The 20,214-nt window shown below is 71.7% G+C and carries 21 protein-coding genes; 12 read left to right on the top strand and 9 right to left on the bottom strand.

Annotated features, from left to right (window positions below; translation table 11 throughout):
* Positions 1-26: 26 nt before the first annotated feature.
* Both ACH34S_RS02955 and ACH34S_RS02950 read left to right on the top strand, forming a co-directional pair.
* Entirely contained in the window at positions 27-638 is a 612-nt protein-coding gene (locus ACH34S_RS02955; protein WP_395950794.1) for a TetR/AcrR family transcriptional regulator, read from the top strand.
* 68 nt (positions 639-706) lie between these two features.
* A complete protein-coding gene (locus ACH34S_RS02950) occupies positions 707-1,336 on the top strand; it encodes a LysE family translocator (protein ID WP_395950793.1) in 630 nt (209 codons plus the stop codon).
* Positions 1,337-1,362: 26 nt separating this feature from the next.
* On the opposite strand, the gene ACH34S_RS02945 is transcribed toward ACH34S_RS02950, so the two are convergent.
* Complete coding sequence (locus tag ACH34S_RS02945; protein WP_395950792.1) at positions 1,363-2,190, bottom strand: hypothetical protein; 828 nt, start codon at positions 2,188-2,190, stop codon at positions 1,363-1,365.
* Positions 2,191-2,554: 364 nt separating this feature from the next.
* On the opposite strand from ACH34S_RS02945, the gene ACH34S_RS02940 reads away from it, so the two are divergent.
* From ACH34S_RS02940 to ACH34S_RS02925, 4 genes are read left to right on the top strand one after another with little or no spacing between them, the layout of a single operon-like run.
* Positions 2,555-3,499, top strand: coding sequence for a hypothetical protein (locus tag ACH34S_RS02940; protein WP_395950791.1), 945 nt, complete (start codon positions 2,555-2,557; stop codon positions 3,497-3,499).
* Positions 3,500-3,555: 56 nt separating this feature from the next.
* A complete protein-coding gene (locus tag ACH34S_RS02935) occupies positions 3,556-4,164 on the top strand; it encodes a TetR/AcrR family transcriptional regulator (RefSeq protein WP_395950790.1) in 609 nt (202 codons plus the stop codon).
* On the top strand, positions 4,164-5,504 hold the full coding sequence (locus tag ACH34S_RS02930; protein ID WP_395950789.1) for an MFS transporter: 1,341 nt from the start codon (positions 4,164-4,166) through the stop codon (positions 5,502-5,504). Before ACH34S_RS02935 ends, ACH34S_RS02930 begins: the two co-directional genes overlap by 1 nt.
* Entirely contained in the window at positions 5,494-6,918 is a 1,425-nt protein-coding gene (locus ACH34S_RS02925; RefSeq protein ID WP_395950788.1) for a pyridoxal phosphate-dependent decarboxylase family protein, read from the top strand. Before ACH34S_RS02930 ends, ACH34S_RS02925 begins: the two co-directional genes overlap by 11 nt.
* A 7-nt stretch (positions 6,919-6,925) precedes the next feature.
* On the opposite strand, the gene ACH34S_RS02920 is transcribed toward ACH34S_RS02925, so the two are convergent.
* A complete protein-coding gene (locus tag ACH34S_RS02920; RefSeq protein WP_395950787.1) occupies positions 6,926-8,674 on the bottom strand; it encodes a D-alanyl-D-alanine carboxypeptidase family protein in 1,749 nt (582 codons plus the stop codon).
* Positions 8,675-8,927: 253 nt separating this feature from the next.
* On the opposite strand from ACH34S_RS02920, the gene ACH34S_RS02915 reads away from it, so the two are divergent.
* The 3 genes from ACH34S_RS02915 (at position 8,928) to ACH34S_RS02905 (ending at position 11,104) form a co-directional block, all read left to right on the top strand.
* Positions 8,928-9,524: an RNA polymerase sigma factor gene (locus ACH34S_RS02915; RefSeq protein ID WP_395950786.1), complete on the top strand. Its 597-nt coding sequence runs from the start codon at positions 8,928-8,930 to the stop codon at positions 9,522-9,524.
* A 2-nt stretch (positions 9,525-9,526) separates the two neighbouring features.
* Complete coding sequence (locus ACH34S_RS02910; RefSeq protein WP_395950785.1) at positions 9,527-10,576, top strand: LCP family protein; 1,050 nt, start codon at positions 9,527-9,529, stop codon at positions 10,574-10,576.
* A gap of 108 nt (positions 10,577-10,684) precedes the next feature.
* The gene (locus ACH34S_RS02905; RefSeq protein ID WP_395950784.1) at positions 10,685-11,104 is read left to right on the top strand and encodes a CBS domain-containing protein; all 420 of its coding nucleotides are present in this window, start codon (positions 10,685-10,687) and stop codon (positions 11,102-11,104) included.
* On the opposite strand, the gene ACH34S_RS02900 is transcribed toward ACH34S_RS02905, so the two are convergent.
* Positions 11,101-12,267 carry an aminotransferase class V-fold PLP-dependent enzyme gene (locus ACH34S_RS02900; RefSeq protein WP_395950783.1) on the bottom strand — a complete coding sequence of 389 codons (1,167 nt, stop codon included), beginning with the start codon at positions 12,265-12,267 and terminating at the stop codon, positions 11,101-11,103. The two genes, ACH34S_RS02905 and ACH34S_RS02900, sit on opposite strands and share 4 nt — an antisense overlap.
* 142 nt (positions 12,268-12,409) lie before the next feature.
* On the opposite strand from ACH34S_RS02900, the gene ACH34S_RS02895 reads away from it, so the two are divergent.
* Together ACH34S_RS02895 and ACH34S_RS02890 are read left to right on the top strand one after the other, a co-directional pair.
* Entirely contained in the window at positions 12,410-14,296 is a 1,887-nt protein-coding gene (locus ACH34S_RS02895) for an ABC transporter ATP-binding protein (protein WP_395950782.1), read from the top strand.
* Positions 14,297-14,370: 74 nt separating this feature from the next.
* A complete protein-coding gene (locus tag ACH34S_RS02890; RefSeq protein WP_395950781.1) occupies positions 14,371-14,817 on the top strand; it encodes a VOC family protein in 447 nt (148 codons plus the stop codon).
* Here ACH34S_RS02890 and ACH34S_RS02885 read toward each other — a convergent pair.
* From ACH34S_RS02885 to ACH34S_RS02860, 6 genes are all read right to left on the bottom strand, one after another.
* Positions 14,814-15,284 (bottom strand): SRPBCC domain-containing protein, encoded by a 471-nt coding sequence (locus ACH34S_RS02885; protein ID WP_395950780.1) that lies wholly within the window; start codon positions 15,282-15,284, stop codon positions 14,814-14,816. The two genes, ACH34S_RS02890 and ACH34S_RS02885, sit on opposite strands and share 4 nt — an antisense overlap.
* A 15-nt stretch (positions 15,285-15,299) precedes the next feature.
* Positions 15,300-16,109 carry an ABC transporter permease gene (locus ACH34S_RS02880; RefSeq protein WP_395950779.1) on the bottom strand — a complete coding sequence of 270 codons (810 nt, stop codon included), beginning with the start codon at positions 16,107-16,109 and terminating at the stop codon, positions 15,300-15,302.
* Positions 16,110-16,143: 34 nt separating this feature from the next.
* The gene (locus ACH34S_RS02875; RefSeq protein ID WP_395950778.1) at positions 16,144-17,088 is read right to left on the bottom strand and encodes an ATP-binding cassette domain-containing protein; all 945 of its coding nucleotides are present in this window, start codon (positions 17,086-17,088) and stop codon (positions 16,144-16,146) included.
* Complete coding sequence (locus ACH34S_RS02870) at positions 17,085-17,411, bottom strand: ArsR/SmtB family transcription factor (RefSeq protein WP_395950777.1); 327 nt, start codon at positions 17,409-17,411, stop codon at positions 17,085-17,087. Before ACH34S_RS02870 ends, ACH34S_RS02875 begins: the two co-directional genes overlap by 4 nt.
* A 23-nt stretch (positions 17,412-17,434) precedes the next feature.
* The gene (locus ACH34S_RS02865) at positions 17,435-17,794 is read right to left on the bottom strand and encodes a VOC family protein (RefSeq protein WP_395950776.1); all 360 of its coding nucleotides are present in this window, start codon (positions 17,792-17,794) and stop codon (positions 17,435-17,437) included.
* A 70-nt stretch (positions 17,795-17,864) separates the two neighbouring features.
* Complete coding sequence (locus tag ACH34S_RS02860) at positions 17,865-18,785, bottom strand: NADP-dependent oxidoreductase (RefSeq protein WP_395950775.1); 921 nt, start codon at positions 18,783-18,785, stop codon at positions 17,865-17,867.
* 91 nt (positions 18,786-18,876) lie between these two features.
* Here ACH34S_RS02860 and ACH34S_RS02855 point away from each other — a divergent pair, with 91 nt between their 5' ends.
* On the top strand, positions 18,877-20,145 hold the full coding sequence (locus ACH34S_RS02855; RefSeq protein ID WP_395950774.1) for a cytochrome P450: 1,269 nt from the start codon (positions 18,877-18,879) through the stop codon (positions 20,143-20,145).
* Positions 20,146-20,214: the final 69 nt, after the last annotated feature.

Genomic DNA, 20,214 nt, shown 5'->3' with positions numbered 1-20,214 from the left:
GGGCTTGGTCGCGGCCAGGAGGTGTTTTGAACGACGGCGAGCGGTTCACCGGCACGCGGACGCTGAACAGGGACCAGCGGGAGCGGCGGGAGCGGCTGATCGACTCGGCGCGGGAGCTGGCGCTTGAGGGCGGCTACCCGGCCGTCACCATGCACGACGTCGCGGACCGGGCCGGAGTCGGGCGGGCGACCGTCTACCGCTACTTCGCCACCAAGGACCACCTGCTCACCGAGGTCGCCGCGGCATGGGCGCACCGGGTCACCGATGACATCGAGGCGCTCGCGGTCGGCGACACGCCGCTGGAACGGCTGACCGCGCTGCTGGAGCGCATCGTGTACGTCGCGGCGGACGAGCCGACGCTGACCTCGGCCATCATCCAGGCGGTGACCTCGGACGACTCCAGCGTGGACGAGCCGCGCACCGTCCTGTTCCTGTTCCTGCGCGACCGGCTGTCCACGGCGATCGGCGACCCGGTGCCCGAGCGGGAGGACGTCGAGCTCGTGCTCGGGCACGTCCTGCTCGCCGCATTGGTCAGCCTCGCGTCGCTGCGCCAGCCGGTCGAGGAGGTCGCCGCGATGGTCCGCACGGCGGGCCGGCTCGTCTTGGCGGGCGCCCTCACCACGGCCGCGGCCCCTTGAATTGGTCCTGCCAACGTGAGAGCGATTGGCCCTGTTGCAAGGACCTATTCGCTTCATAGCGTGCTCGGGTGACCAACCCTCTGCTGTTCCTGCTGGCCGCGCTGGCTCTCGTCGCCATCCCCGGCCCGAACCACCTGTACATCACGGCGCGCAGCATCGGCGAAGGGCGCCGGGCCGGGATCGTGTCCGCGCTCGGCGTCGAGACGGGGACGCTCGTCCACATCGCGGCGGCGGGGGCGGGGCTGTCCGCGGTAATCGCCGCGTCGGCGACAGCGTTCAGTTTCCTGCGCTACGCGGGCGCCGCCTACCTGGTCTTTCTCGCCTACCGGACACTGCGCGGGCGGCATGGGGCGGGGGATATGGAGCTCGAGCCGCAGCCGCTTCGCCGGGTCTTTCTGGACGGGGTGCTAGTCAACGTCCTCAACCCGAAGGTCGTCTTGTTCTTCCTGGCGTTCCTGCCGCAGTTCGTCGACCAGAACGCGGGCGCTGTGCCGCTGCAGATCGTCGCGATGGGGACCGTCCTCGCGCTGATCGGCCTGGGCAGCGACATCGTGTACGCGACCGCGGCAGGCTCGATCGGTGCGTGGCTCCGCGCCCGCCCCGCCTTCCAGCGCCGCCAGCGCTACGCGACGGGCTTCATCTACCTGGGCCTAGGCGCCGCCGCCGTCTTCGCAGCCCCCAGCACCCGCCGCGGCTAGCACTCCCGCCTCACTAGGGCTCCTGTTCAGCAGCCGAAGACGCGTCCTGGAGGAAGGCGATCGCCGACCTGTCTCTGGATGGTTTCCACGATGCGCTGCATGCTTCCTGCGTGATCGTCTTCTTCGCCGGTGCCGCTGCGATGCTCCAGTGTCGCGAGGGCGACTTTCCATTGCCGGGGTGTCAGTGCCACCGTCACGTCACCGGCGGGTTCGGCCTGGTAGCCGATGATGTCGCGGATCTGCTCGCAGTCTTCGGCGATGTCGTCGATGTCGCCGTTCTGGACCTCGCTGAAGGCCATTTCCTGCGCTTCGATGGACAGGGTGTTGGCCTGTTCGGCCGTCATCGTGACGGCGAGGGTTGCGGTGGCGCTGCGGTCGGGACGGGCGATGGGCTGGCCGTCGTCGTCAAGCTGGTAGTCCCAGGCCGGGGCCGCCGCCGGGACGGGCCAGAACCGCAGCAGGTGCGTCTGATGGCGGGGGGTGAGGTAGCGGGAGTACAGGCGCAGCCGGTGGCCTGTCCCGCCGCCCAGGTCCAGGGCCAGCACTTCTGAGCCGTCGGCGGCCAGGACGCGGAGCCGTTCCGTGCTGAAGGAGACGGAGGCTTCGGCGACTTCGGCGAAGGAGCCGCCCGCGACGTGCAGCGGGGGTTCGGCGGCCCAGTCTTCCGCGGTGATGTCGACGACGCTGGTCGTGGTGCCGGTGTCGACGAGCATGTCCCCCGCGAACGTGCTGAGGGTGCCCTGGCTGCGCATGGTCAAGTCAGGGACTGCGGGCGGGTTGTCGCTGGTGGAGATCCGGTACCACTGGTCCGTGGTGACGTGCAGGACGCCTTGGGCGCTGGCGAGAGGGTGCACGGCGAATCTCTCCTTCCTGATCATGTGAGCGGCCAGCGTACGCGCGATCGTTCCGTGGGGACGCTGGCCGCGTGGCGTCAGGTGGCGTCGGCTAGTGGTCGCCGGGAATGTACCTGCCGCCTTCCTTGAGGGCCGGCAGGATCCGGTTCGGCTTATCCGGTTCGGCTTATTGAGCCTGTTCTCCAGTGTCCTGCCGTGGTTGCGGTTCTGGTCGGCGTTCACGCCACTACGCGGTTCCTCGCGGAGTGAGGCTGGAGTACTAGCGGATCTGATTCTCCGATCGCCTGTGGTGGGGTCGGCGCTTAGGTGATCATGGTGCGGGCCGTGGATCAGCGCTTTGTCGAGTCGATGAACGGGGACCGTAATGGGCTGGCAGGGGATGCAGGAGTGGTCGAAGGCGTCCACTCTCGCGATCGCGCTCGTGCTGGTCGGTTCCCTCGCCTGGGGTGTGGTCGGGCCGGATGTGGCGTCCACCGGCGGAGCGGCGCCGTCGGCCTGGGAGCTGGCGGCGTCCGCGCGTCCGGTGGTCGCCGACGCGGCGGCGCGGCAACTCGTCACGCTCAACACCATGGATCCCGCGCGCGTCGACCAGAACCTGGACGCCTGGGAGCAGGCCACCACCGCCTCGGAGCTGGATCGGCGCCGTAGGGCCCGTGCCGCCACCCGCGCCCGGTACCTGCGGGAGCGGGAAACGCTGTCGGCGGCGCGGGTGTCGACGGTGGTGCCGACGTCCGCGCGTGGGCCCGACGGCACCGGTCCGAGCCGGGCCCACCTGATGGCCGTGGTGCGCCTCACCTCCGCCAAGCCTGGCGGGTCGCGGGTGGAGAAGGTGCGGAGATACAGGGTGTTCATGCTGCTCACCCCGCAGGGTTGGCGCATTTCCGACCTGATGGAGGCACCGGGCGGCGGGGTCCTGTGGCTGGCGGCGTCGACAACCGGCGACGGACCGCCGTCGCGGGAGTTTCTGATGCTCAAGGACGCCCGCAGCATGATGACCGCCCTGGCCAGAGGTGAGGGGCGGGACGTGCTGACCGGGTCCGCTGTCGCCGACCGTGACCGGATCTGGGGGCGTGCGGGCGCCCGTGGTGGAACGCGGGAAGGGCAGGCGGTGGATGTCGGGATCATCCGGCAGGACGGCGACGGCGACTCGGCGGAGCTGCTGGTCTTCCTCAACCTCGGCATCACCGAGTCTGTTACTGAGGGCTATATGACTGTGATCCGCTCGGCCGAGCGGGGCAACCTCGCGTTGCGGGTCACCGTCGTCCGTGACGGGTCGGGCTGGGAGATCAGCGGGATGCGGGACGCCTGAACGTCCCTCCATCAATCGATTGACCGGTTCGTGGCGGAGCGTCTAGTTTGTGGGGAATGACCAGCAGCGATTCCGGCGGGCGCGAGCGCATCCTGGACTCCGCCGGGCGGCTGTTCGCCGCGCTCGGCTACGACGGCACGTCCACCCGCATGATCGCCGAGGCGGCGGGTCTCAACGTCGCGACCGTCGCCTACCACGTCGGCGGGAAGCGCGACCTGTACCTCGCCGTCATGGAGCGCGCTCACCTGGCGGAACGGGCCGCCCTGGAGGACGCCCTCGCGGAGGTCGACCTGAGCCCGGCGGGCCTGCTCACCCTCGTCGACCGCTACATCGACTTCTGCGTCGACAACCCGGAGATCCCCGCGCTGTGGATGCATCGCTGGCTGTCGGACGCCTCCGACGTCGCGCACCTTGAGGAGCAGTACGTCCGGCCGCTGACCGACATGGTCGTCGACGTCGCCGGCAAGATCGTGCCCGACGACGTCGACCTCGAATACGTGGTGTGGACGGTCGTCTGGTGCACCCACGGGTTCTTCTGCGGCGGCGTCCTGGACGGCGACGGGCACCGCCACGGCCGCGATGACCGGCGCGAGCTGGCCCGCTTCCGCGCCCACATACGCCGTCTCGTCGCCTCCGCGATCGGCATGCCCGCCCAGGCCGTCTGATGGCGGGCGCGCTGTCCCGGCGGCGGTTGCTCGGGTACGGCATCGGGTCGGTCGGGACCGATGTGTTCTCGGCCGTGCCCGGGCTGCTGCTCCTCTACTACCTGACCGATGTTCTCGGTGTTTCCGCCGCGATCGCGGGCGTGGTGCTGGTGGTGCCGAAGGCGTGGGACGTTCTGCTCAACCCGATCGTCGGCGCGGCCAGCGACCGGGAGGCCGTGCGGACCGGGCGCCGCACCCGGCTGCTCCTGCTCGGCGCGGTGACGCTGCCGTTCCTGTTCGCCGCGATGTTCGCCGTGCCGGTCGACTCCCCGGGGTTCGCGGCGGGCTGGGCCGGGGTCATGTTCCTGCTGGCCGCTAGCGCTTTCGCCTGTTTCCAGGTGCCGTATGTGGCGCTGCCCGCCGAGGTGTCGGACGAGCCGTCCGAGCGGGGGCGGGCGATGGCGTGGCGGGTCGTCTGCCTGACCCTCGGGATCCTGCTCGCGGGCGGCCTCGCTCCCGTGGTGGCGGACGCGGGCGGGGGCGGGCGCGCCGGATACGCGCTGATGGGAGCCGTGATCGGGCTCGCCATGGGCGCCGCGATGGTCGCGAGCACGCTGGCGAACCGGTGGATACCTTCGCGGCCCGGGCCGCGCCCGCTGGGCCTGGCCGCGGCGCTGCGCACGGCGCGTGGGAACAGGCCGTTCTTCGTGCTGCTCGGCGCGTACGTCGCGCACACGCTCGCCGTCGCGATCATGCTGGCGGGCGCGCCGTACGTGGCGACCTACCGGCTGGACGACTACGGGCTCACCGCCGCGATGTTCGCCTGCATGGTCGCGCCGAGCGCGTTCGCGGTGCCGCTGTGGGGATGGCTGTCGCGCAAGTACGGGCTGGTCAACTGCTATGCGGCCGGGCTCGGGCTGTTCGCGGTGACGGCCGCCGCGCTGTATCCGGCGATCACGTCGACGGCGGGCGTGCTGGCGCTCAGCGCGCTGATCGGGGTGTGCTACGCGGCCGTCCAGCTGCTGCCGCTGTCGCTGCTGCCGGAGACCGTCCACGCCGACACGGGACGGACCGGGCACGCGCAGTCGGGCGCCTTCACCGGCCTGTGGACGGCCGCCGAGACGGGTGCGCTGGCCCTCGGTCCCGGTGTTTTCGCGCTGATCCTGGCTGTTTCCTCGTTCCGGTCGTCCGAGCTTGATGAGCCCGTGGTCCAGCCGGGGTCCGCGCTCACCGGGCTGACCGCCGGGTTCACGGTCGTCCCGGCGCTGCTCCTGCTGCTCAGCGTCCCCCTGGTGCTGGCGTACCGCCGGCTGGCCGCCGTCCACCAACGTAGTGAGGAAACAGCGGAACATGCCGTCTGACCATCTCCCGGAGACCGGCCGCCCGGCCGGTGAACTGCTCGCGGAACTCGCCCGGCTCCGGGCCGCCGACCTGCCCGTGCGCGGCGGTCAGGTCACCGCCTACGTCTACGACACCGGACGCGCGGCCGTCCACGACCTCGCCGCCACCGCCTTCGCGGAGATGCTGGAGGTCAACTGCCTGGACCCGACCGCGTTCCCCAGCATCGTCGCCCTCGAACGCCAGATCGTCGGCGCGGTCGCCGCCCGGCTGGGCGGCGGTTCAGGTGTTTTCACCAGCGGCGGCACCGAGTCGATCATGCTGGCGGTCAAGGCCGCCAGGGACGCGCACCCGGTGGACGGGCGGGCGCAGATCGTCCTGCCGGCGACGGCCCATCCGGCGTTCCACAAGGCCGCGCACTACCTGGGCCTGGAGGTCGTGCCCGTCCCCGTGGATGCGTTCTTCCGCGCCGACCCCGCTGCGACCGCCGCCGCACTGACGCCACGGACCGTGCTGGTCGTCGCGTCCGCGCCGTCCTACCCGCACGGCGTCATGGATCCGATTCCGGAGATCGCGGCTCTTGCCGCGTCCGCGGGCGTCCGGTGCCATGTGGACGCGTGCGTCGGCGGCTGGGTCCTGCCTTGGTTGAGGGAGGCCGGGCGGGACGTCCCGCCGTTCGACCTGTCCGTGCCCGGTGTCACGTCCCTCTCCTGTGACCTGCACAAGTATGGCTACGCGCCCAAGGGCGCCTCGGTCGTCCTGTTCGCGGACGAGTCGCTGCGCCGCCACGCCTACTTCGCCTCCGCCGGATGGCCCGGCTACACCGTGATCAACGCGGGCGTGCAGAGCAGCCGCAGCGCCGGGCCGCTCGGCGCCGCCTGGGCGACCCTCAACGCGGTCGGCGCGCAGGGCTACCGCGAGCTCGCCGTGAACGCCATGGAAACAGCGGAACGGCTCATCTTGGGCGTCGCCGAGATCCCCGGCCTGCGCGTGCTCGGCGAGCCCGCCGTCCCGCTCGTCGCCGTCGCGTCCGACGACCCGGCGCTGGACGTGTTCGTCATCGCCGACCAGGCCCGCTCGCGCGGCTGGTTCTTCCAGCCGCAGCTCTCCTACCAGGGCATACCGCCGAACCTGCACTTCACGCTGACCGGTGTCAGCGACGTCGGGGCACTCCTCGCGGCCCTGGCCGACTCGGTCAAGGCCGCCCGCGCCGCCGGGCCGCCCGCGGTTCCGCCCGGCCTGGCGGAGGCCCTGGCCGACCTTGACCTGGATGCTCTGGACGACGCAGGCTTCGCCGCCCTCCTCGCCTCTGTGGGCGTGGACCTGTCCGGGGGAGGCGACCCGGAAATGGCCACGGTGAACACCATCCTGAACGCCCTACCGCCCGCGACCCGCGAGGACCTGCTGATCCGCTTCCTCTCCGCCCTCTATGCCTGACGCAGCCTCAGTTGAGGCGGATCAGGCGTTTGAGGATGGACGGCTCGTCCAGCGTCTGGGCCAATTGCAGGGGAATGTGGGCTGCACCGGCCGTCACCGTTGCGACTCGCCTACCGGGCTCGCCCTCGCGTGGTGGGTCTCCCTGGACGGTCACAGGAACCGTCAGCCCGCCCCAGCCGACCACTGTCACCGGGGACGCGGCGCGTAGGGGCGTCGTGCCGCCGAGGCCGTCGTCGACCCGCGCGACCCTGGCGCCCTTAGGCGCGAGGGTGGCGGCGGTCAGCGCCGACCCGGCCGCCGTGACGAGCTGCCCCGCGGTGTTGACGGCGCCCGCGGCCGTGGGCGACTTCTGCCCCATCACCGCGCCCACGATCAGGGTGTTCACGCCCGCGACGTTCTTGCGCGCCGCGAACACGAAGTTGCCGCCCGCCGCGTCGGTGTACCCGGTCTTTCCGCCGACGACGCCGAACTGTCCCAGCAGGAAGTTCCCGCCCTCGCGGGTCTCGCCGCCGTCGTCCGGGACGTAGGTGCGGTTGTTCACGATCTCGGCGAACGCCGGGACGTTCATCGCCGCGCGCAGCAGCTTCACCTGGTCGGCCGCCGTGCTGACCGTCCCGGAGTGATAGCCGCTCGGATCGGTGTAGCGCGTGCCCGTCATCCCCAGCGACGCGGCCGCCGCGTTCATCTTCGCGACGAAGGCCAGCGGGTTCCCGGAGTCCCAGCGGGCGAGCTCGTGCGCGACGTCGTTCGCCGAGATCACCATCAGCGCTTCGAGTGCCTTGCGCTGCGTGAGCTGCTGGTTCGCGGTCACGCCGAGGATCGACTCGCCGCGCCTCTTGCGGTCGGGGATCTGCGCCGCCGCCTGCGGCGACACCGTCAGCACCGGTCCCGCCTGGCCCGGCGCCAGCGGATGGTCGCGCAGGTACACGTAGGCGGTCATCACCTTCGCGACGCTGGCGGTCGGGATCGGTGTCGACGCTCCCGATGTGCCCATCGTGCCGAGCCCGTCCACATGGACGACCGATTGGCCGGCGGACGGCCACGGCAACGCGGGCGCCTGCCCGGGGAAGGCGTGGCTGGACGCGATGGCCAGCTCGACGGACGGCTCCGGCACCGGCCGCACGAGCTGCCCGCCGACGATCCCGGCGATCAGCACCAGCGCCGCGGCGACCACGACGAGCCAGCGGCGTCCTCGCTTGGGCTCCGCGCCCGGCCCTTCAACGGGCTCCGCGACCGGCCCCGGAATCGGTCCTGGAATCGCTGGTGGAGGAGGCGCCGGTGGTGCGGGGTTGACTGGGGCATGGGCTGCTGGGGCGGAGCCGTCCCATGGCACCGTCCATTGCCCGGACGACCGGACGGCTGGCAATTGTGCCGGTGCGCTCTGCGGTGGTGGCGGCAGTACTGGGAGAGCCTCAACCCGCGTAGGGCCCGCGCCACTGGATTCGGGCGCAGCCGGTGTTTCCCTCGGGGTGTCCTCCGGCGCCTCAGTCTTTTCGGCGGCAGCCGGCTTGGGAAGGGGGACGTGCCAGGGGCCCTGCGGGGGAGCGGGCACGGGAGCGGGCTCTTCGGGTGCCTCGTCCTCTGGGGCGGGCTCTTCGGCGGGCGGACGGCGGATGGAGATGTCCGGCCTGGTCAGCGATGCGTTCTCGGGAATGCGGAACTCGGCGGTGGCGGCCCGGTTGGTCTCGTGCTCGTCGTCGGAGCGCTTCTCCTTCGAGCCGGACGTCACCGGTTCCTGCTGGGCGTCGTCGTCCACGGCCGACCCTCCTTGGCTGGTTCCTCCAGGCGGACGGAGCGGCCCTCCCCGACAACCCCCGTGCATCTTGAAGGATGCGCAGTTTATCGAGAAGGTTCGCGTGCATCCGCACAGGCGGCATGCCTGGGCATGGGTGTCGCGGCCCCTGCGTGAACCCGGATCGTGAGTTGCGGAGATACATCGCTGACAGAAGTCCCCGCACGGGAAGGCCGGACTGAATGGCCTGGTGGGTTGCGATGGCATGGGGGGTTCGATGACCGTACCCCCGACGACGCAGGAATGCGACGCGGATCTCATCGAGAGTTCGCTGCTGGACCCGGAAGTGTTCGCGGCGCTGTTCGACCGGTATTCCGCGATGCTCTTCCGCTACGTCTCGCGCAGATTGGGGCCGGAGGCCGCAGAGGACGTGGTCGGCGAGACGTTCCTGGCCGCGTTCAGCAAGCGGAGCCGCTACGACCTGGCGCAGCGCGACGCGCGGCCATGGCTGTTCGGCATCGCGACGAAGCTGGTCGCACGGCATCACCGGACGGAGGCCGCGCGCTACCGGGCGCTGCGCAGGAGCCCCGTGGACGGCCCCGTCGAAAGTCCCGCCGACCGGGTCGCGGCGGGGGTGTCCGCGTCGGCGACGCGTCCCGCGCTGGCCGCGGCGCTGGCCGGGCTGCCGCGGCGTGACCTGGACGTCCTGCTGCTGGTGGCGTGGGGCGACCTGGCCTACGAGGAGGTGGCGCGGGCGCTCGGCATCCCGGTCGGCACCGTCCGCTCCCGGTTGAACCGGGCCCGGCGCAAGGTGCGCGCGGCGCTCGGCGGCACGAACCCGTTGCAGGCGGACCCGATGGCGGAGGAGGCGTGACCATGGACGATCTCGAACTGATCCGCGACTTCGGCCGGGACCTGGAGCACGAGCCGGCGGACTCGCTGCTCCGGCAGCGCCACCGGCTGGTGGACGCGGCGACGGCCCACGGCGGGCGCGCCCCCCGCGCACTGCGTGGCCCGCGACGCTGGACGCTCTTCGGCGTGCTGGCGGCGGGCGCCGCGGCGGCGGTCACGGCCACGGCGATCCTCGTCCCGGCGGCGCTGATGGACGGCCGGGACGGGCGGCCGGCGGCGACCCAGACCACCGCGCCCTTCGCCGCGAAGACCATGAACGTGCTGGTCATCGGCTCGGACGCGCGGCGCGACGACCATCCGCCGCGGTCCGACACGCTCGTCGTGATGCACGTCCCGGCCGGCCGGAAGGACATCCGCGCGGTGAGCGTCCCCCGCGACTCCCTGGTGGACATCCCCGCGTGCCGGGACGCGGGCGGCAAGACCGTCCCGGCGCGGCGCGGGTTGATCAACACGGCTTTCGGGACCGGCGGTGCCGCCTGCGCGCGGGCGACGGTGGAGTCGCTGACCCGGATCAGGATCGACCAGACCGTGGTGATCGACTTCGGCGGTTTCCGGTCCATGGTGGACGCGCTCGGCGGTGTCGAGATCACGCTGCGCCGGCCGGTCGCCGACCCGAAGGCGGGGCTGGACCTGCGCGCGGGCAAGCAGCGGCTGAACGGAACCCAGGCGCTCGCCTACGTCCGGTCCCGTTACGGCTTCGGCGACGGCTCGGACCTGAGCCGCATCAAACGGCAGCAGGTCTTCATGGCTCAGCTGGTCCGGCAGGCCAGGGACATGCAGTCGAGGAACCCGGTGCGGTTCGCGCGGTTCGTCGCGGCGGCGGCCCGGTCGGCCGAGGCCACGCCGCGGTGGGATCTTCGCGGGCTGGAGGCGCTCGCCCGGACCTTCGAGAAGACCGGGGCGGACGATGTCGAGTTCGGGACGGTTCCCGTCCGTCCCGCGCCCGAGGACCCGAATCGGCTGGTCTGGGACCCGGCGGGCGCGGAGCGGATGTTCGCCCCGTTCCGCAGGTGAACGCCCCGGCCCCGGATGAGTGATCCCGTTTCTGCCGGGTAGGGGGCGACCGTTCCCGGAGCCAGAGAGCCAAGAGCCAGAGAGACCGCGAGGCCCAAGGAGTGTGGGATGGCTACGAAGGTGCGCGACATCATGACCGGCTCCCCGACGTCGGTGTCCCCGGAACTCGACCTCGTGACCGTGGCGCGGGCGATGCGCGACGAGGACATCGGCGCGGTGCTGGTCATCGACGGTGAGGACCTCCAGGGCCTCGTCACCGACCGCGACCTGGTCATCCGGGGGCTGGCGGCCGGCGGTGACCCGGCCCACGCGAAGATCGGCGGCATCGCCAGCCGCGCCACCGCGACGGTCGGTCCCGACGACTCGCTCGACAAGGCCGCGCAGATCATGCGGGAGCGGTCCGTGCGGCGGCTCCCCGTCCTGGAGGAGGGGCGCCCGGTCGGGATCGTGTCCATTGGGGACCTGGCGATAGAGGAGGACGCCGAATCGGCGCTCGCCGACATCAGCGCCGCGCGCCCGAACACCTAAACGAGGCTCTTAAGGACGGACACCAGCCGTTCGATTTCGTTCTCGGTGTTGTAGTAGTGCACGGAGGCCCGCACGGCCGACGGGAGGGCGTGCGGGTCATATCCGTGTGAGATCGGGTTCGTGACGTTGACGTTGACGCCGCGTTCTCTTGCGGCCGCCTTGATGGTGGACGGCTCGTGTCCGTCCAGGGTGAACGTGACAATGCCGGACGGCCGCGCACCCCTGTCCAGGACGGTCACGCCAGGCAGGGCGGCCAGTTCCTCACGCAGCGTCTGCCCGAGCCCTAGCACGCGCTCCTCGATTACCGGCATTCCCAAGGCGGACGCGTAGTCGGCGGCGACGCCCAGCCCTATCTGCCCCGCGACGTAGCGTTCCCATGTCTCGAAGCGGACGGCGTCCCGGCGCACCTCGAAACCGTTCGGCGCGTGCCACGTCGCGGCTTGCAGATCGAGGAATGGCGGCTCCAGCATCTGGACGATTTCGCGCCGCACATACAGGAACCCGGTCCCGCGCGGGCCGCGCAGGTATTTCCGGCCGGTCGCCGACAGGAGGTCGCAGCCGATGTCGTTGACGTCCACGGCCAGGTGGCCGACCGACTGGCACGCGTCCAGCAGGTACAGGACGCCGTGCTGCCTGCAGAGCCGTCCGACCTCCGCCGCCGGGTGGACGAGCCCGTTGTGCGTAGGAACGTGGTTGAGCGACACCAGCCGGACGCCACCTTTGACGAGTTCGGCTTCTAGCGCGTCCAGGGAAATCGTTCCGTCGGGGTCGTCCGGGACGACTTCCACGCTCACGCCCTTGGCGGCGGCCATCTGCTGGTAGGCGATGGCGTTGCTGGAGTACTCGCTCGTCGTCGTGAGTATGCGGTCACCGTCCGCGAACGGAATCGCATAGAACGCCATGTCCCACGCCCGGGTGGCGTTTTCCACATACGCGATTTCGTCTGCGCGCGCGCCGATCAGCCTTGCCACCGCGTCGTAGAAGTTCTGGACGGCCGCCGCGTTCCGGTCTGCCGCCTCGTAGCCTCCGATCGTCGATTCCAGCGCGAAATGCCGCGTCACCGCGTCGATCACCGGACGCGGCGGAAGCGCGGCGCCCGCATTGTTAAGGTGGGCCACGCTCGCGCAGCCAGGAGTGTCGGACCGGATCTCGTCGATGTCCACGTGCGGCCTCCCCACGAAAATGTCGTACCCGTCCGGCACCGTGGATTCACGAGTCGCGTCGCCGGAGTGGCCGCCTTGACCTCAAGCCCCCTTGAGGTCGCATGCTGTGCTCTAGTCAAGCCAATGATCAGCGGGGGTCGTCATGGACATGGAAGTCACCGCGTGGATGTCGCTGCACCACGCGATGAACGCGCGCGACGCCAGGCCCTTCTCCAGGGCGACCCTGCGCCGCATCGGCGGGTTCGCCGGCCCCCACCGGCGGGCGCTGGCCGCGTTCCTCACGCTCAGCGTGGCCTTGGCGGTCCTCACGGTCGCGACGCCCGTGCTGGCCGGACGGGTCGTCAACGCCATCGTCGACCAGGCCGCCACGTCCACGGTCGTGGGCCTCGCCGTGCTGATCGCCGTCCTGGCGCTCGGCGAGGGCGGGCTCGGGCTCGCGAACCGGTGGCTGTCGGCCCGCATCGGCGAGGGGCTGATCCTCGACCTGCGCACCTCGGTGTTCGACCACGTCCAGCGCATGCCCGTCGCCTTCTTCACCCGGACCCGCACCGGCGCGCTCGTCAGCCGCCTCAACAACGACGTCATCGGCGCCCAGCGCGCCTTCAGCGACACCCTCTCCGGCGTCGTCAGCAACCTGGTGACGGTGCTGCTCACGTTCGCCGTGATGGTGCAGATCTCCTGGCAGATCACCCTTCTCGCGCTGGTCCTGCTGCCCGTGTTCGTCCTCCCGGCCCGCCGCATGGGCAGCCGCCTGGCGCGCCTCGAACGCGAGGCCGCCTCGCACGACGCGGCGATGAGCACGCAGATGACCGAACGCTTCTCCGCCCCCGGCGCGACGCTGGTCAAGCTGTTCGGGCGCCCATCTCGCGAGTCCGCGGAGTTCGCCGCCCGCGCTCGCCGCGTCCGCGACATCGGCGTCCGCACCGCGATGGTGCAGCACGTCTTCATCACGGCCCTCACCATGGTGTCCGCGCTGGCGCTGGCGCTCGTCTACGGGCTCGGCGGCTTCCTCTCCCTGCGCGGCAGCCTCGACGCCGGCGCCGTCGTCGCCCTCGCGCTGCTCCTCACCCGCCTCTACGCGCCGCTCACCGCGCTGGCCAGCGCCCGCGTCGAGGTGATGAGCGCCCTGGTCAGCTTCGAGCGCGTCTTCGAGGTCCTCGACATGCGGCCGCTGGTCGCCGAGAAGCCGGAGCCCGAGATCCGGTCCGTCCCAGACGGCCCGGTCTCCGTCGAGTTCGACGGCGTCCGCTTCGCCTACCCGTCCGCCGACAAGGTCTCCCTCGCCTCGCTCGAAGAGGTCGCGACGCTCGACACCCGCGGCGGCGTCGACGTCCTGCACGACATCTCCTTCCGCGCCGAACCCGGCCAGATGATCGCGCTCGTCGGGTCGTCCGGCGCCGGGAAGTCGACCATCGCCCAGCTCCTCCCGCGCCTCTACGACGTGGACGAGGGTTCGGTCCGGCTCGGCGGCGTCGACGTCCGCGACCTGTCCTTCCAGGGCATCCGCGACACGCTCGGGATGGTCACGCAGGACGGCCACCTGTTCCACGAGTCGATCCGCGAGAACCTCCTGCTCGCCCGCCCCGAGGCCGCCGAGGACGAGCTGTGGGACGTCCTGCGCCGCGCCCGCCTCGACACCCTCATCAAGGGCCTCCCGGACGGCCTCGACACCATCGTCGGCGAGCGCGGCTACCGCCTCTCCGGCGGCGAGCGCCAGCGCCTCACCATCGCCCGCCTCCTCCTGGCCCGCCCCCGCGTCGTGATCCTGGACGAGGCCACCGCCCACCTCGACTCGACGTCCGAGGCCGCCGTCCAGGAGGCGCTGACCGAGGCCCTCGACGGCCGCACCGCCATCGTGATCGCCCACCGCCTCAGCACCGTCCGCGCCGCCGACCTCATCCTCGTCGTGGAGGAGGGCCACATCATCGAACGCGGAACCCACACCGACCTCCTGGCCGCCGAGGGCCGCTACGCCGACCTGTACCGCACCCAGTTCGCCGACCAGCCACCCCTGGAACCCGTCCCCTGACCCCCGGGTTTGAGGGGCGGCCTGCGGGGATGACACGCCCCGTGGGATCGACCCGGCCGGGGGAGGACACGACGATGGTCGACCGGAGCAAGCTGCCCGCACCCGAGCAGGGGCTGGTGCTGACGCATTTCCTGACCGTGCGGGACGTGGCCCGCTCCCGCGCGTTCTACGCGGACGTGTTCGGCGGCGAGGTGGTGCTGGAGGAGAACCCCGCCATCGTGAAGGTCGCCAACACCTGGATCATCATGAACCCCGGCGGCGGCCCCACCCCCGACAAACCGGACGTCACGCTGACGGCGCCCGAGCCCGGCGACCCGGTCTCGGCGTTCATGAACGTCCGCGTCGCCGATATCGCCATGTTCTACAAGGCGGCGACCGCCCGGGGCGCCGAGTTCCTCACCGAGCCACTCGACCGCAAGGCCGAACTCCGCTGCTACATGCGTGACCCGGACGGTCACCTGATCGAGATAGGCCAAGCCACCGGCATGCTCGAAGGCCTCTACGCCGACCCGCCCGCCTAGGGGGTTTCGGCCAGGACCTTCTGGAGGGCGCGGAGGACGTTGGTGCGCCAGCCGCTGCCCATGCCGCGGAACGCGTAGGCGTGGACGGGGTCGTCCAGGTCGAAGCCCTCGTGCCGGATGAACAGGCGGGTGCCGCGCCCCTCGGGGACGAGCCGCCAGGTCACCGTCGTGTCGAGGGCACCGCCGCCCCAGCTGATGCGCATCAGGCGCTCGGTGTCGAGGTCGAGGACCTGGCACTCGATCGTCCCGTCGAAGTCGACGTTCGGGATCGGGCGGGTCGCGAAGGAGAAGCGGTGGCCGACCACGGGCTTGAAGTCGTTCGGCATCAGCCAGCGGGCCAGCAGGTCCGGGTCGGTGAGCGCCCGCCAGACCTTGGCGGGCGGATGCGGGAGGAACTCGTCCACCTCGATGGCCGCCCGCTCGCCGCTCGTTCCGTCCGTCCGGCCCGTTCGGTCCGTTCCGTTCATGTGGCGTCCTCCCTCTCAGATCCGGCGGAAGCGGGCGACGGCGACGGCCGCGGAGACGACGATGATCCCCGCCGTCCACGCCAGCGCCCGCGTGATCTCACCGGTGTGCGGCCCCGCGTCCTGGGTGAGGGACCGGACGGCGTCCATCATGACGGTGACCGGCTGGTGTTCGGCGAAACCTCGCAGCCATCCCGGCATCGTCTCCACCGGGACGTAGGCGCTGGACACGAAGCTCAGCGGCAGCGCGAGGAACCCGGCGCCCTGCGCGGCCTGGGGGTTCGCGGTGAGCAGGCCGATCGCGACGAACGTCCAGACGAAGGCGAAACCGAACAGGACGCAGAGGCCGAACGCGGCCAGGGCGGACGCCGCGCCCGTGTGCACGCGGAACCCGACGGCGAAGGCCAGCGCGGCGGAGACCGCGAGGATCAGCGTGACGCGGACGGTGTCGGCCAGCACCTGCCCCGCGATGACGGCGGTGCGCGGCATCGGCAGCGACTTCAGCCGGTCGAGGTAGCCGGACGCGGCGTCCTCGGCGACCGCGACGGCCGCGCTCATCCCCGCGAACAGGCCGCTCACGGTCAGCAGGCCGGGGATCATGTAGTCGACGTAGCCGGTGCCGCGGGTGTCGATGGCGCCGCCGAACACGTACCGGAAGATCAGCAGGAACGCGACGCTCTGCACGAGGCCCATCACGATGATCTGCGGTGTCCGGAGGGTCTGGCGGAGCCCGCGCTGGGCGACGACCCAGCTCGCCGTGGTCAGGCCGGGGCCGCCGTGCAGGCCGGGTCCGCCGTGCCCGCCGGGCGCTTGCGTCACCGCCGCCATGACGGCCTCCTCGCGGTCGGCGGGTAGTGGACGTTCATGCCGGGCTCCGTTCCGGGACGGCGGTCAGGGCGAGGAAGACCTCGTCGAGGGTCGGGCGGCGGAGGGTGATGTCCGCGATGGCGGCGTGCTGGCCGCCCAGTGCCTGGACGGCCTTCACCAGGTCGTCTGGACCGTTCCCGGCGGGCATCGTCAGCAGCAGCGAGGACACGTCGGCCTGGACGGCGCCGACCGCCTCCAGCGCTCGCGCCGCCGGCTCCACCGCGGCGTGGTCCCGGACGCGCACCTCCACCAGATCGCCTCCGACCTGCGATTTCAGCTCCCGGGGGCTGCCCTCGGCCACCACCCGGCCCCGGTCGATGATCACGACCTGGTCGGCGAGGCGGTCGGCCTCGTCCAGGTACTGGGTGGTCAGCAGGACGTCGGTGCCGCCGGCCACGAGGTCGCCGATGGCGTCCCACAGCCCGATCCGGCTGCGCGGGTCGAGGCCGGTGGTGGGCTCGTCCAGGAGCAGCAGCCGGGGCGCGCCGACCAGGCTCGCGCCCAGGTCGAGGCGGCGGCGCATCCCGCCGGAGTAGGTGCGGACGAGCCGGTCGGCGACCTCGTCCAGCGCGAGGCGTTCGAGGACGTTCCCGGCGCTCGCGCGGGCGGCGCGGCGGCCCTGCCCGAGCAGCCGCGCGATCATCTCCAGGTTCTCCCGGCCGGTCATCGCCGCCTCGACGGTCGCGTGCTGCCCGGCCAGGCCGATGATCCGGCGCACCTTGCCCGGTTCGCGGACGGCGTCGATGCCGTGCACCCGCAGCGTCCCGCCATCGGGCCGGACGAGCGTCGCCACCGACCGGACGAACGTGGTCTTCCCGGCGCCGTTCGGCCCGAGCAGCGCGACCACCCGGCCGGGTTCGGCGACCAGGTCGAGCCCGGCGAGGGCCGTCACGTCGCCGAACCGCTTGGCGAGGCCCGCGGCCTCCAGGACCGGCGTCACAGCTCGTCCTCCTCGTCGAGCAGTTTCCGCAGTTCGGACAGCTTCTCGCGCCAGAACCGCTCGTAGGGGCTCAGCCATTCCGACAGCTCGCGCAGCGGCTCGGCCTCCAGCCGGTAGATGCGCTGCCGGCCGCTGCGCCGCTCGCTGACCAGCCCGGCGTCGCGCAGCACCCTCAGATGCTCCGAGACGCTCGGGCGGCTCATGTCGAAGTGCGACGCCAGTTGGTTCACCGGGCGCGGGCCGTCCAGCAGCAGGGCCGTCAGCTCCCGCCGGATGGGGCTCGCGAGCGCCGTGAAGACGTCCCCGCCGATGTCGGTGTCCATGTCGGCTCCTCGTCGGTCGCGGGTCAGCTCGCCGCGAGGACGATGCCGTTGCCGTCCGGGTCGGTGAGCATGGCCTGCCGACCCCAGGGCAGCTCCTGCGGGCCGTCGACGTCGACACCGGCGCGGCGGAGCCGCTCGCAGTCGCCGTCCAGGTCGGAGGTCTCCAGGATCAGGCCGTGGACGCTGCCCGGCTTCACGTCGGGGACGTGGTTCGCGAGGACGACGTTCGTCTGCGCGCCCTTCGGGGCGAGCTGGAGCCAGCGGATCGGCCCGTTGGCCTGGTCGGCCACGACCTCGAAGCCGAGCGTGTCCGCGTAGAAGGTCTTGGCGGCGTCCTGGTCGGACACCGGGATGGTCAGCAGCCGCACATGCGTGATGTTCATGCGACCGACGATACGTAGGAGGTTCCCTACCTGTCAAATGTAGGCAACTCCCTACGTATGCTGCCCGGCCTCAGGGAATGATGACGAGCTTGCCGCGGGTGTGGCCGCCGCGGCTGGCGTCGAAGGCCGCGCCGACCCGGTCCAGCGGGAACGTGCCGGCGACCTCGACGCCGAGCGCGCCGCGGTCGGCGAGCGCGGCCAGCCGGGCGAGGGCCGCGCCGTCCGGACGCACCCAGATCCAGTGGCCGCCGTGCTCCTCGACGTCGCTCTCGGTGATCGAGACGTGCCGCCCGCCCGGGCTCAGGACGGCCAGCGTCGTCTCCAGCTGGCCGCCCGCGAAGTCGGCGACCGCGGACACGCCGCCGGGCGCCAGGTCCCGGACGCGGCCGGCCAGCCCATCGCCGTAGACGACGGGTTCGGCGCCGAGTTCCCGCAGGTAGGCGTGGTTCGCCTCGGAGGCCGTGCCGATGACGCGGGCGCCCCGGTCGCGTCCGAGCTGGACGGCGAAGCTCCCCACCCCACCGGACGCCGCATGGACGAGGAGCACGTCGGCGGGACCCACGTCCAGGCGGTCGAGGGCGCGCTGCGCGGTCATCCCGGCCAGCGGCAGGCCACCGGCCTGGTTCCAGTCGAGAGCGGCGGGTTTGTGCGCCACGTCGTCCGCCGCCACGGCCACGTACTCCGCGAACGTGCCCTTGCCTATGACGTCCTTGCGCGCGTAGGCCATGACCTCGTCGCCCGGTGCGAACTCCGGCACGTCGGGACCGAGCGCCCGCACCACCCCGGCGACGTCCCAGCCGGGAATGACGGGGAAGAGCGCGTCGATCATGCCGTCGAGGCCGCCCGCCATGACCTTCCAGTCCACCGGATTCACCCCGGCGGCGCGCACCTCGATCAGCACCTGCCCCGGGCCGACCTTCGGATCGGGCACCTCGCCGGCCTTGAGCCGCGAATTGTCATCGGCGAACGAGTCATATGTGACGGCGCGCATGCCCCCAACCTGCCACGACGCCTGTCGCCTAAACCGGCGCCCTCCGGGTACTGGGTGCTTCGGCATCGCACGACCCACCTGGGAGAACGCCATGCGCCTCGTGGAACGGCTGGACAGCACATTGCCGCTGGCGGCGCGGCCTTACGGGCTGCTGTCGTCCCGCGCCCGCCGCCTGAACCGCGACGTCTTCGACACGCGCCTGCTGCTGCAGAAGACGACCTGCATGACGGGCGCGGACGCCGCGCGCGTCTTCTACGACCCGGACCTTTTCATCCGGGCCGGCGCCGCGCCGCGCCGGTTGAGCCTCACCCTGTTCGGCGAGAACGGCGTGCAGTCGCTGGACGGGGAAAGGCATCGCGCGCGCAAGGCGATGTTCATGTCGCTGATGACGCCGGACGCCCGGGACGAACTCCGCGATATCGCGTCCAGGATCTGGTGGGAACGCATCCGGGACTGGGAGGGACGGCGGCAGGTCGTCCTTTACGACGGCGTCAGCGAACTGCTGTGCCAGGCCGTCTGCGCCTGGACGGGGGTACCCGTCGCCGAGCGCCACCTCCCCGCGATCACCACCCTGCTCACCGCGCTCATCGACGCCCCCGCCGCCGCCGGCCCCCGCTACCTGCGCGGACGCGCCGCCCGGAGGATCGCCGACCGGTGGGCCGCCGGGCACGTCCGCCGCTCCCGCGCCGCCGGGGAGGTGACCGCCGAAAGCAGCATGGCCCTGGACGTCATCGCCTCCTACCGCGACACCGACGGACGCCTCCTGCCCCCGGACGTGGCGGGTGTCGAGCTGCTCAACGTCCTCCGTCCCACGGTCGCGGTGGGGCGCTTCGTCGTCTTCGCCGCTCTCGCCCTGCACGGAAATCCCCAATGGCGGCACCGCCTCGCGACCGACGACAACTCGGAACTGCTGGAGGCGTTCGTCCAGGAAGTGCGGCGCTTCTACCCCTTCTTCCCGATGGCCGCCGCACGGGCCGCACGCGACTTCGAATGGCGCGGCCACCATTTCCCCAAGGGACGCCGGGTGCTGCTCGACCTCCACGGAACCGACCACGATCCGCGCCTGTGGGAGCGTCCCGAGCAGTTCCGGCCGGAGCGCTTCATGGGCCGGGAGCCGGACGCCTTCTCCATGATCCCGCAGGGCGGCGGGGACCATTACGAAGGGCACCGCTGCGCCGGAGAATGGATCACCAAGGATCTGATGAAGGTCGCCGTCACCGCGCTGACCCGCTGGATGAGCTACTCGGTCCCCGCGCAGGACCTGCGCGTCCACCCGTGGCGGGCCCCCGCCATCCCGAAGAGCCGCTTCATCATGACCCAGGTCGCCGACACCCGCGTCGAGGCCGCCACCGGCGGCTGACCCTGGCACCCGCCGCCGCTGGCCACGCTGCCGCACCCCCTGGCACCCGTCGCCGCAGCCCCGCGCCAC

It is taken from the genome of Actinomadura sp. 3N508 (assembly GCF_044326375.1).
GTDB lineage: Bacteria > Actinomycetota > Actinomycetes > Streptosporangiales > Streptosporangiaceae > Spirillospora.
Note: the sequence above shows the minus strand (reverse complement) of the source record. Positions and strands in the feature narration are given on the sequence as shown.